This is a genomic window from Mycobacterium spongiae, from assembly GCF_018278905.1.
Lineage (GTDB): Bacteria > Actinomycetota > Actinomycetes > Mycobacteriales > Mycobacteriaceae > Mycobacterium > Mycobacterium spongiae.
Map to the genome: position 1 here is coordinate 380,977 of NZ_CP046600.1, position 12,142 is coordinate 393,118.

9 protein-coding genes are annotated in these 12,142 nt (G+C 62.9%); 6 read left to right on the forward strand and 3 right to left on the reverse strand.

What is annotated here, in order from left to right:
• Positions 1-237: 237 nt before the first annotated feature.
• A complete protein-coding gene (locus F6B93_RS01465) occupies positions 238-1,659 on the forward strand; it encodes a condensation domain-containing protein (protein ID WP_211699207.1) in 1,422 nt (473 codons plus the stop codon).
• 151 nt (positions 1,660-1,810) lie between these two features.
• A complete protein-coding gene (locus F6B93_RS01470; protein ID WP_211697402.1) occupies positions 1,811-4,804 on the forward strand; it encodes an MMPL/RND family transporter in 2,994 nt (997 codons plus the stop codon).
• Positions 4,805-4,811: 7 nt separating this feature from the next.
• Here F6B93_RS01470 and pe read toward each other — a convergent pair whose 3' ends face one another.
• On the reverse strand, positions 4,812-5,957 hold the full coding sequence (gene pe, locus F6B93_RS01475; protein WP_211697403.1) for an acyltransferase PE: 1,146 nt from the start codon (positions 5,955-5,957) through the stop codon (positions 4,812-4,814).
• 209 nt (positions 5,958-6,166) lie between these two features.
• On the opposite strand from pe, the gene F6B93_RS01480 reads away from it, so the two are divergent.
• A complete protein-coding gene (locus F6B93_RS01480) occupies positions 6,167-7,336 on the forward strand; it encodes a CaiB/BaiF CoA transferase family protein (protein ID WP_211697404.1) in 1,170 nt (389 codons plus the stop codon).
• A gap of 56 nt (positions 7,337-7,392) precedes the next feature.
• Here F6B93_RS01480 and F6B93_RS01485 read toward each other — a convergent pair whose 3' ends face one another.
• Positions 7,393-8,502, reverse strand: coding sequence for an alcohol dehydrogenase catalytic domain-containing protein (locus tag F6B93_RS01485; RefSeq protein ID WP_211697405.1), 1,110 nt, complete (start codon positions 8,500-8,502; stop codon positions 7,393-7,395).
• 14 nt (positions 8,503-8,516) lie between these two features.
• Here F6B93_RS01485 and F6B93_RS01490 point away from each other — a divergent pair, with 14 nt between their 5' ends.
• Together F6B93_RS01490 and F6B93_RS01495 are read left to right on the forward strand one after the other, a co-directional pair.
• Positions 8,517-9,011, forward strand: coding sequence for an acyl-CoA thioesterase (locus F6B93_RS01490; protein ID WP_211697406.1), 495 nt, complete (start codon positions 8,517-8,519; stop codon positions 9,009-9,011).
• A 160-nt stretch (positions 9,012-9,171) separates the two neighbouring features.
• Positions 9,172-9,612, forward strand: coding sequence for an SRPBCC family protein (locus tag F6B93_RS01495; protein ID WP_211699208.1), 441 nt, complete (start codon positions 9,172-9,174; stop codon positions 9,610-9,612).
• Here F6B93_RS01495 and F6B93_RS01500 read toward each other — a convergent pair.
• The gene (locus tag F6B93_RS01500) at positions 9,609-10,319 is read right to left on the reverse strand and encodes a GntR family transcriptional regulator (protein WP_211697407.1); all 711 of its coding nucleotides are present in this window, start codon (positions 10,317-10,319) and stop codon (positions 9,609-9,611) included. The two genes, F6B93_RS01495 and F6B93_RS01500, sit on opposite strands and share 4 nt — an antisense overlap.
• Positions 10,320-10,457: 138 nt before the next feature.
• Here F6B93_RS01500 and fadD5 point away from each other — a divergent pair, with 138 nt between their 5' ends.
• Positions 10,458-12,128, forward strand: coding sequence for a fatty-acid--CoA ligase FadD5 (gene fadD5, locus F6B93_RS01505; RefSeq protein ID WP_211697408.1), 1,671 nt, complete (start codon positions 10,458-10,460; stop codon positions 12,126-12,128).
• The last annotated feature ends 14 nt before the right edge of the window (positions 12,129-12,142 follow it).

Below are 12,142 nucleotides of genomic sequence, written 5' to 3' on the forward strand. Positions count from 1 at the left end.
GTATTACAAGTATGAATAATTCGCCGCGTTGGCACCGGAAAATACGGCCAGCGGTAGCTGCCGGCCAGCGTCCCGCCGCCCTGGTCGCGGGGGTCGTTGTGCCACCGCCGCGGCCTGCGGTGCCCGAGCTGCTGCAAGCGTTTCCGCTCATGCCGCCGACGGCCACCGCCGAAAGGGCTATCTTGATCTCACCACCAGCGTGGCCGGACTGCAGCCGTGGAAACCGGGGAGAAGATATTGCGCATCGGGAAAGTTACGATCGGCTCCATTGCTCAATGGACGCTGAGCCCAGGCTTAGTAACCTCCTGGCACCCAACAACTGCGTCGTGCGAAAAGGCCCGGCAAGCGCCGGTCAGCTCTGTGCCGGTCAGCTACATGCAAACCCAACATCTTCGCGGCTATTACGAACGAACCGCCGCCGGCCTCGACTATTCACGGCAAATCATCGCCACCTGTGAAGTGCCCGGTACGTGCGATATTGACGCTATGACTTATGGTCTCAACGCGTACCTGCGTCGGCACGACACGTACCGCAGTTGGTTCGACTACGCCGGTGCCGGAGACATCACCAGGCATACCATCAGCAACCCTGCCGATATCGAATTCACGCCAACCGATCATGGCGAAATGACCATTGACGAAGTGCACAACCATGTGGTTGCCATACCGAATCCATTGCAGTGGGGTTGCTTCACCTTCGGCATTATCCAAGCCGAGAGCCACTTCACTTTCTACGCCAGTATCGACCATGTCCATGGGGATGCGACATTGATTGGTGCAACCATGTTGGAAGCCCATGGCCAGTACGCGGCGCTGACCGGTGGCGGTGAGCCCCTTGCGCTGCCCGACGCCGGCAGCTTCGACGACTACTGTGACCGCGAGCGCCGGTACACCTCAGGGTTGACGGCAGATTCGCCCGAGGTACGCGCCTGGATCGACTTCGCCGAGAATAACAATGGAAGCCTTCCCGACTTCCCACTTCCGCTGGGTAACCCCATGGAGCCGACCGCGGGCGACATGGTGATGGAGCCGCTGATGGACGCCGAGCAGACGGCGAGGTTCGAATCGGCCTGCGCGGCGGCCGGCGCTCGCTTCGTCGGCGGGTTGTTTGCCTGCCAAGCCCTGGTGGAACACGAGTTTACGGGCGCTGTCACCTATTACGGACTCACTCCCAGAGATACACGTCGAACGTCAGAGAACTTCATGACCCAGGGTTGGTTCACCGGACTGGTTCCGATCACCGTCCCAATAGCTGCCGCGTCGTTCAGTGATGCGGCGTGGGCGGCCCAGGTTTCCTTCGATGCAAATCTGGACTTGGCGAAGGTGCCATATTATCGAGTTTTGGAATTGGCACCGTGGTTGCAGCGGCCCCGACCCAACTTTCCGGTTTCCAACTTCTTGCATGGCGGCGCCGCCCCACTCAACGCCGTGCTCGCGGCAGCTGAATTGGGCTACGCGAATAATATCGGGATTTACTCCGACGGGCGGTACTCCTATCAGCTGACCATCTATGTATTCCGGTACGAAGAGGGCACGGCGATGGCGGTGATGTTTCCGGACAACCCGGTCGCCCAGAAATCGGTCGCGCGCTATATGGCGGCGATGAAGTCCGTGTGTGTGCGGGTCGCTGATCGCGGGCATTGGGGACGCGTTGCATAGTGTCGCGTAGTTCGATGGCCGCTCTGTTCCTGAAATTCCCCATTGTGACCGGGGGCGGTACGACACTGCCCGGTCTGACGCTATATGTCGACGTTTCAACGAGCGTCGCTGACGGGAGAACGCGGCCCCGGAGGCCGGAGGTGAGGGACGCGTGCAACGGCTAGCCGATTTTGTGGTGCGGTGGCCCTGGGTGGTCATCGGGATGTGGGTCGCGATTGCGGTGGCGCTGCCCCTGACGTTCCCGTCCCTGGGCGAGATGTCCCAGAGGCATCCGCTCTCGATTTTGCCCAGCGACGCACCATCGAGCGTTGCCGCTCGAAAGATGACCAAGGCGTTTCATGAATCGGGCGCCGAAGACCTCCTCTTGGTGGTCCTCACCAATGAGAAGGGGCTCGGACCTGCCGACGAAGCCGCTTATGAACGGTTGGTAGCCGCGCTGCGCGAGGACCGGCGCGATGTCGTGATGGTGCAGGATTTCATCAGAACACCGTCCCTGCGACGAGTCTTGAGCAGCGAGGACCACAAGTCCTGGGTGCTACCGGTCGGCATTGCGGGTGAGTTGGGTACTCCGAGGTCGCATGCTGCTTACGTCCGGGTTGCCGAGTTGGTCAAGGCGGCCGTTGCGGGAACGCCGCTGACGGCAAACCTTGCGGGACCCGCGGCTACCGTCGCTGATCTCACCGTGGCCGGCGAGCGGGATCGGATTCCGATTGAGATTGCCATCGCTGTCCTTGTGCTCGTCGTGCTGTTGTTGGTGTACCGCAACCCGATCACCATGCTGCTGCCGCTGATTGCGATTGGGATGTCCTTGATGATCGCCCAGGCCGTGGTGGCTGGATTCTCGCAACTGAGCGGCTTGGGCGTATCGAACCAGTCCATCGTATTTCTGAGCGCGATCGTGGCCGGCGCGGGGACGGATTACGCGGTTTTTCTGATTAGCCGCTACCACGACTATGTGCGGCTCGGTGCTGATTCTGATCAAGCAGTGAAGCGGGCGATGATCTCAATCGGAAAGGTGATCGCTGCTTCCGCGGCCACAGTGGGAATCACCTTTGTCGGGATAAGCTTCGCCCGGATGGGCGTGTTCTCCACGGTCGGTGTGGCGTCTGCGATCGGGATCGGGGTGGCATTCCTGGCGGCGGTCACATTGCTGCCGGCGATTCTGGTGCTTGCCGGCCCACGGGGCTGGATCACCCCGCGACGCGAACTGACGGCTCGATGGTGGCGGCGTTCGGGGATACAGATTGTGCGCCGGCCGAAGGTCTATCTGGCAGCCAGCGTGGTTGTGTTGATCATTCTGGCCTGCTGTGCGGGGCTAGTGCGCTTCAACTATGACGATCGCAAGGCGTTACCGTCTTCCGCCCCAAGCTCGGTCGGGTATGCCGCGCTAGACCGCCATTTTTCGGTGAATCAGTCCATCCCGGAGTACCTGCTCGTCCAGTCACCGCATGACCTGCGGACACCGCGAGCCCTTGCGGACTTGGAGCAAATGGCAAGCCGAGTCAGCCAATTGCCGAATATCGCTATGGTCAGCGGCATCACTCGACCCGCGGGTGTGGTGCCGGAGCAGTTCAGAGCTACCTATCAGGCCGGGGCTATCGGTGCCCAGCTAGGCGGCGTGTACAACCTGATCAACGACCATAACGACGATTTCGGCCGACTCGTCGACGGGGCCAACACGCTGGCCGACAATCTTGTCGATGTCCGCGGTCAGGTCTACCGCATCGTTTCCAGCATCGAGGATCTGATCGACGCTTTCGCGTCGATGAGAGCCCAATACGGCGGCGACAAGATGGTCAAGGAGGTCGTTACCGCGGCCCGGCTCGTCAGAAGCATCAATTCGCTGGGCAATTCCATCGGCGTGAACTTTTCGGCCGTCAAAGACATGTTCGCCTGGGTGGCGCCGGTGCTGGCAGCACTAGAGGCCAACCCGGTCTGCGATGCCGACCCCTCCTGCACCGCTACCCGCGGTCAGTTTGAGCGGATCGTCTCGGCGCATGGTAACGGAAGCCTCGACGAGATCAATGATCTTGCCCGACAACTGCGGGAGATGCAGGACAGGCAGACTCTCAAAGCGACGGCAAACCGCCTGCGCGGTGCACTCGCCAACTTCGTCAACGCCCTGCATTCGATGGGGCTGGACCGCCCCGGTGGCTTGCAGGCGGGCCTCACGGATCTCCAACACGGTGCTGACCGATTCGCAGGCGGCAGCCGCCAAGTGGCCGACGGAGTGGAACGACTGGTCGACGAGATCGAGCAGCTGGGTGCCGGCCTGGGTAAGGCATCGGCGTTTCTGCTGACGATGAAGCGGGACGCGGCACAACCGTCTATGGCGGGGTTCAATATTCCGCCTGAGCTACTGCGCATGGACGAATTCAAGAAAGCGGCCACGATGTTCATTTCGCCGGATGGTCACTCGGTGCGCTACTTGGTTCAAACCAAACTGAATCCGTTTAGCGCGGAGGCCATGGATCAGGTCGATGTCATCAGCGACACCGCGCGGGGAGCGCAGCCGAATACCACATTGGCGGATGCCTCGGTGTCGATGGCGGGATATCCAGTTACGTTGCGGGACACGCGCAACTACTATGAGCACGACATCCGATTCATTATCGCCGTAACCATGGTCGTTGTGTTGCTGACCTTGATGGTGCTGCTGCGCGCGATTGTCGCTCCGCTGTATCTGGTTGGTTCCGTTGTGATTTCGTATCTGTCGGCGGTCGGCATAGGCGTCCTGACGTTTCAATTCGTACTCGGCCAGCAGTTGCATTGGAGCGTTCCGCCGCTAGCCTTCGTGGTGTTGGTCGCGGTGGGGGCCGACTACAACATGCTCTTTGTCTCGCGAATGCGTGACGAGTCTCCACGCAGCATGCGGTACGGGGTCATTCGCGCACTGAGTTCGACCGGCGGTGTGATCACCGCGGCGGGTTTGATTTTCGCGGCCTCGATGTTCGGTCTGCTGTTCTCCAGCATAGGCACGGTGGTCCAGGGCGGTTTCGTGATCGGTATCGGAATCTTGTTGGATACCTTCTTAGTACGCACCGTAACGGTGCCCGCTATAGCTGCTCTCGTTGGGCGCGCGAGCTGGTGGCCATCGCGTCTGCGATTGCCGGGGTCACTGCCGCGGTCACCGGTGCTCGACTGAACTCGCGTCAGAAATTGGCCTGAGATAACGCATACAGGGCACCAGAGAGTATCTGCGAGAAAGGATCGCCGCCGCCGCCGAAGGTGGCCTGAGTGGCGGGCGCGGTGACGGCGGCGGGGTCGAAGCCGTTCACCGGGTCCACGGAGATCGGAGCGGTGAGCGGATCGTCGTTTCGCGAATAGCCGGTATCGACCATAGGCTGTAATTCGGCATCCAGCTGTGTCAGCACATCGTCGGATACTCCCAGGTATCCCAAGGGCAAGATCAGCGGAAGATGTCTTTGGGGAATCAGATACGTCGTTGTCGTCGCGCCCCGAGAGTTGACGGTCGATCTGATGTTCTGTGGTGGCACCATGTCCGGGTTGGTGAAGGCGACGGCAGTATGGCCAGTTACCAGGCCCATGAACGTGTTGGCGAGGGCTAGCAGGTTGTCCGGTCTGTCCGGAAAATCTGCGAGCGAATCGTATGCGGCGACGAAAACCTTGGTGTCGTATTGGCTCTCCACCGGAGGTGGTATGCGGTAGTCGAGTATGGGAACGACGGCGCCAACCGGAAACACCGAAGTCAGGAAACTCTCACCGAAGGCGTGCCGCGCAATTGGGTCACCAAACGTGGCGAACGTCAATTGATCTGGCGGTGGGGCGGTCGGATCGTCGGCGAGTCGCGCCTGCTCGGCATCGAGCACGAGCGAACCCTCGGATAAACCGATCGCGGTACCGGGGCCACCCCTGCGGATCGCGGCATCCAGGTTGTCCACTCCGACGACCACCGACTCCCCGATGCTGGGGCCGTCCATACCCAGGCCGGGAAACACTTCATCCAGCTGGCTGATGCCGGGGAAGAGTTTCTCCGGCACATGGCCCTGAACCTGACCGGCGGGATAGTCGACAATTTCCCGGTTCAGGTTGGGGAACCATTCGCTACCTTCGCGGCGGATGTACTCCTCGTACGGGATTCCCAAGACGTGGGCGCCCCCGAGGGCGTATGCCATCCCGCTGGCGGGTGTCGGTTCGGCTGGCGTTGCGTCGGACAGTCCGGCGTCGGCGATTGCCGGGTCGGCTGGCGTCTCGTCGGCTGTCGCAATCCCGAGACCGAAACATCCTGTGGCCCCAGCAATTCCCAGCGCGGAAACTCCTGCGAGTAGTTTCTTCATCGCTACACCTCGCTAGCCGGTCTAATCTTGTAGTTTGGCATACCTGGCGGGTCCTCACTAGCGCGGTCGGTTGTTTCTCTGCTGCGTCCTCCGCCCGACCGGCCACGACGCCGATAGGCTCGAGACGAACAATCCTGAGATCGGGCAAGCCAGCGCCGGACCGCGGTCTGGTGGGTAAACCCGCCGAGCTGTGGGGTGACAATACGACCATGTCGGGGCCGGTTGACGGCATCAAAGTCGTCGAGCTGGGCGTCTGGGTCGCCGGCCCGGCCGCGGCCGGGATCCTGGCCGAGTGGGGCGCCGACGTCATCAAGATCGAGCCGCCGGCCGGAGATCCCGGCCGCAGTTTCGGACGGATGCTGGGATGCGATCTCGGCGTGAACCCGCCGTTCGAAATGGACAACCGTTCCAAACGCAGCGTGGTGCTGGACCTCACGACCGCGACGGGTCGCGAAGCTGCGTTCGAACTACTGTCTGATGCGGATGTCTTTGTGACCAACCTGCGGACGACGGCGTTGCAGCGACTGGGGCTCGACTACGAATCGGTGGCCGCGCACAATTCCCGTCTCGTCTATGGCCTGATCACGGGGTACGGCGAAGCCGGACCCGACGCCGACCGGGCCGCTTACGACGTGGCGGCGTTCTGGTCACGGGCGGGCGTGGCCCAGCTGCTTACCCGTCCCGGCGATACGCCCCCTTTCCAGCGGGGCGGCATGGGGGACCACTCGGCCGGCATGACGTTGGTCGCCGCCATTTGCGCGGCTCTGCTCTCCCGCGAACGCACCGGAGCGGGTCAACTGGTGAGCACATCGCTGTACCGCCAGGGCGCCTACACGGTCAGCTTCGACATCAACACCTACCTGTTGACCGGCCAACCGATCGCGATCGGCCAACGCGAGTTGATGTCCAATCCATGCATGAACAATTACGCGGCGGGAGATGGCCGGCGGTTCTGGATCGTCGGCCTCGAGGCCGATCGCCACTGGCCCGCGTTGTGTCGGGTGGTGGGTCACCCCGAGTGGCTCACCGATCCCCGGTTCTGCGACGGCCGCGCCCGCGCCGCCAACGCGGTGGCGCTGATTGCCCAGTTGGACGCGATCTTCGCGACCAGGCCACTCGAGGAGTGGGCCGACGTCTTCGCCGACGAGCCGGATTTTTTCTGGTCGCCCGTTCACTCCGTCGAGGACGTGGTCGCCGACGAGCAGTTTCATGCGGCGGGCGGGATCGTCGACGTTCCCGACGGAGAATCCGGCGTCGCGATGGTAGCCACACCCGCAGATTTTCATGGCACGCCGTGGGCGCCGCGGTCTGTGGCACCCGACCTCGGGCAGCATACTTCCGAGGTCCTCGCCGAACTCAAGGCTCGCCGCAACGCCTGACCGGCCAGCGCGCCACTACGGGCGGCCCTTGGGCGGCGGGGCACCGCGAGTGCGGTTCAGTCGAAGGTGATGAGCTGGCGCACGGCGGTGCCGTCAGCCAGATGGTCCATCGCCTCGTTGATGTCGTCCAGTCCGATCCTCGACGACACGAGCGCCTCCACCGGTAACCGGCCGGACCGCCACAACGAGACAAATCGTGGAATGTCACGCGCGGGCACCGCCGAGCCCAAATAGCTGCCGATCAGCGAGCGGCCCTCGGCGACAAGCCCTAGCGGCGACACGCTGATCCGGGCGTCGGGCGGGGGGAGTCCGACCGTAATGGTGCGCCCGCCGGGTGCCGTGAGGCCGATCGCGGTCTGTAGTGCGGCCGGATGTCCCACGGCCTCGATGACGACGGCGGCCTTGATGCCAGCGTCGGTGGCCTGGTGTGGGGTATAGGTCTGGTGTGCGCCGAGCGTCTTTGCGGCGTCCAACTTTGCCGGTAGCTGATCGACTCCGACGACGACAACGTCGTCATAGGTCAGGGCGGTCAGCATCGCTGCCATTCCAACGCCCCCGAGGCCGACGACGACGACCGTCTGTCCCGGCCGTGGATTGCCGACGTTGAGCACCGCACCTCCGCCGGTCAACACCGCGCACCCGAGCAGGGCGGCGACCTCGGGCGGCACGTCCGGGGGTACCGGAACCACACTGGCCCGGTTGCTGACGGCATGCGTCGCAAAACCCGAGACGCCGAGGTGGTGGTACACCCGGCCGCCAGGGCGGCCGAGCCGGATCGCACCTGTCAGCAGTGTGCCGGCGGCGTTGGCTGCGCTGCCCGGTTCGCACGGCGTGAGACCTTCGGTCGCGCAGGCCGTGCAGTGGCCGCAACGCGGCAAGAACACCAGCACAACCCGCTGGCCAACGACGACATCCGTTATTCCGGGACCGACCTGCTCGACGATTCCGGCGGCTTCATGGCCTAGCAGCATCGGCACCGGCCGAACCCTGTTGCCGTCCACCACCGACAGATCGGAGTGGCAGACGCCTGCTGCCTCGATACGAACGAGGACCTCACCATCGCCGGGCGGATCCAGGTCTAGGTCGACGACGCTGATCGGCTGCGACTCCGAGTAGGGACGCGGCGAACCGATCCGGTTCAGCACCGCGCCCCGGATACGAAGCATGTTGGAATACAACCATGGCCTCAAATCCGCTGGTCCCGCGGCCACCTACGCGGAAGAACCTGACCAGCAATGACTTCCCGGTCCAATGGCCGGTGCTTACCCGGTGGGCCGATAACGACATGTTCGGCCATCTGAACAACGCCGTGTACTACCAGCTTTTTGACACCGCTATCAACGCCTGGATCAATACGACCACTGGCCTGGATCCGATTACTGCACCATCGCTGGGCATCGTGGCCGAGTCGGGCTGTCGGTATTTTTCGGAGCTGCATTTCCCGGAGAGGTTGGTGGTCGGTCTTGCGGTCACGCGGCTGGGGCGAACCAGCGTGACCTACCGGCTGGGAGTGTTACGGGCCCGCAGCGAGACGGCATCGGACGAAGAAGAACCGCAGCCGATCACCGCACTCGGGCACTGGGTGCACGTCTATGTCGATCGGACCAGTCGCACGCCTGTTCCGATTCCCGATGCCATTCGCTCGCTGCTGTCGACGGCGTGTGTGACCGACTGAACAGGGTCGAACAGACCGGGTAGGTGGACGCAGATGTGCTTGGTGCAAACAGCCTGGTGCCGGGAAAAGACCGAGATGGCATCCGGGGGTGGGCCTTTCGGTGAACGACCGCCGTGATGGCACTCTCAGGGCCGGTCAAACCCGCGGGTATGCTTCGCCAATGCCAGTTTTGAGCAAGACCATCGAGGTCGGTGCCGATGCCGAGTTGATCATGGCCATCGTCGCCGACATCGAGCGCTATCCGGAATGGAACGAAGGGATCAAAGGGGCCTGGGTGTTGGCTCGCTACGATGACGGGCGTCCCAGCCAGGTCCGGCTCGACACTGCTGTTCAAGGCTTTGAAAGCACCTACATCCAGGCCGTGTACTACCCGAGCGAGAACCAGATACAGACCGTCTTGCAGCAAGGCGACCTGTTTTCCAAACAGGAACAGCTGTTCAGTGTGGTGGCCAGCGGCGCCGCCAGTTTGCTCACGGTGGACATGGACGTCGAAGTCACCATGCCGGTGCCCGCACCGATGGTGAAGATGATGGTCAACAATGTGCTGGAGCTGTTGGCCGAGAACCTCAAGCAACGCGCGGAGCAGCAGGCAGCGAACTAGAGATTCGGCCCGGCCGAGCTAAAGATCCCGTTCCTATCCAGGGTCTCGGTCAGCCGGCGTGCCGCGTCGGTGAATTGCCAGACGGTGTGCTCGACCACCGCCGTGGTGTCGCGTCGACGCAATGCGGCGATCAGCCGTCCGTGATGGTCGACCGTGGCCGCGCCCCATTGCGGATCGGTGGCAAAGACCTGCGCCGGCATGTAGCGCGCGGCGTTGAGCATGAACCAGGCCAATTTGATCCGGCGACTCGCTTGGTTGAAGGCCCGATGGAACGAGAACTCGATGGCCGCGATGGCCTCCGTGTCACCAGAACCGACCGCCCCGGCCAAGGTCGTATTCAGGCGGTCCAGCTCGTCGATCTCGACGTCGGTGATGCGGTCGGTTGCCGCAGTGGCCAGTTCGCGGGCGATCGTGGCCTGCAACCAGAAGATGTCCTCGATGTCCTGTTCGGTCAACGGGAGAACGACGTGACCGCGGTGCGGCTCCAGCTGCACCATTCCCTCGCCGCGCAGTTTCAGCAGGGCCTCGCGCACCGGCGTGATGCTGACCCCGAGCTCGGCAGCGGTCTCGTCGAGTCGGATGAAGGTTCCCGGGCGCAAGCTCCCCGACATGATGGCAGCCCGTAGGTGACCTGCGACCTCGTCGGATAGTTGCGCGCGGCGCAGGCGCCGTCCGCTACGCGGCTGAGCTGACAGTGGCGCGTTCACGTGGCCTGCCAGGACTTTCTGGGTCGTGTTAGGGGCTTGTCAGGGCGACTGCTGAGGCCATAGTGTGACCCACACAACACCATGTTTTATCAAATATCAACCTGACGCAAGCGGTGCGCGAGTGAAGGGACGGGATAGTTGACCGCGCAACTGGCCAGTCACCTGACTCAGGCCGCAACACCAGCCCACGAGCAGCCCTACCTTGCTCGGCGGCAGAACTGGGTCAACCAGCTCGAGCGGCATGCGATGATGCAGCCGCACGAGCCGGCGCTGAGGTTTCTGGGCAGTACCGTGACATGGGCCGAGCTGCGGCGTCGAGTTGCAGCGCTAGCCAGTGCCTTGAGTCGCCGCGGTGTCGGTTTCGGCGACCGGGTCATGATTCTGATGCTCAACCGCACCGAGTTCGTCGAGGCGGTGCTGGCCGCGAATATGATCGGGGCCATTGCGGTTCCGCTGAACTTCCGGCTGACCCCAACCGAAATCGCTTTCTTGGTCGAGGACTGCACGGCCCGGGTGATCATCAGCGAAGCTGCGCTGGCTTCGGTGGCCACCGGTGTCCGCGACATCCAGCCGGCGGTGAACATGATCGTGGTCGCCGGCTGTGCAACCGATGACACGGTGGTCGGCGACGCCGATGTGATCGCGTACGAAGATCTGATCAGCGAGCCCGGGGATGGGCTCGATCCGCTGGACATCCCGAACGACTCGCCGGCGCTGATCATGTACACCTCGGGGACGACCGGCCGCCCCAAAGGGGCCGTGCTGACCCACACCAACTTGACCGGCCAGACGATGACCGCGCTGTACACCAACCGTGCCACTGTCGGTAGCGAAGTCGGTTTCATCGGCGTCCCGTTCTTCCATATCGCGGGAATCGGCAACATGCTGACCGGGATGTTGCTTGGCGTGCCCACCGTGATCTATCCGGTCGGTGCGTTCGATCCCCAGCAGCTGCTCGACGTTCTGGAGGCTGAAAAAGTCACGGGTATCTTTCTGGTCCCCGCCCAATGGCAGGCGGTCTGCGCCGAACAGGAAGCACGACCGCGAGATCTCAGCTTGCGGGTGATGTCGTGGGGAGCCGCGCCGGCGCCGGACGCGTTGCTGCGTTGGATGTCGGCAGTCTTCCCTGGCACCCAGATCCTGGCCGCGTTCGGCCAGACCGAGATGTCGCCGGTCACCTGCATGCTGCTCGGCGACGACGCGATCAGGAAGCGTGGATCGGTCGGCAAGGTGATTCCGACAGTCGCCGCCCGCGTTGTCGACGAGGACATGAACGACGTCCCGGTCGGCGAAGTTGGTGAAATTGTCTACCGGGCACCGACGTTGATGCGCGGCTACTGGAACAACCCGGAGGCGACCGCGGAGGCCTTCGCGGGTGGCTGGTTTCATTCCGGGGATCTCGTTCGCATGGACGAAGACGGGTATGTCTGGGTGGTGGACCGCAAGAAGGACATGATCATCTCCGGTGGTGAGAACATCTACTGCGCCGAGCTGGAGAATGCCCTAGCCAGTCATCCCGACGTCGTCGAAGTCGCGGTCATCGGTCGGGCCGATGAGCAATGGGGCGAAGTGCCGATCGCGGTCGCCGCCGTAACGAATAGCCACCTTCGGATCGAAGATCTAAGTGAGTTCCTGGCTGAGCGCCTTGCCCGCTATAAGCACCCCAAGGCGCTCGAGGTCGTGGACTCTTTGCCGCGCAACCCCGCAGGGAAGGTGCTCAAGACAGAACTTCGTTTGCGTTACGGCGGCGGGACAGATTCCGAAAGCCGTTCTGTGCCAGCTAATTCTGTGACGAGAAAGGACGATTGACAGAAGTTGTAACG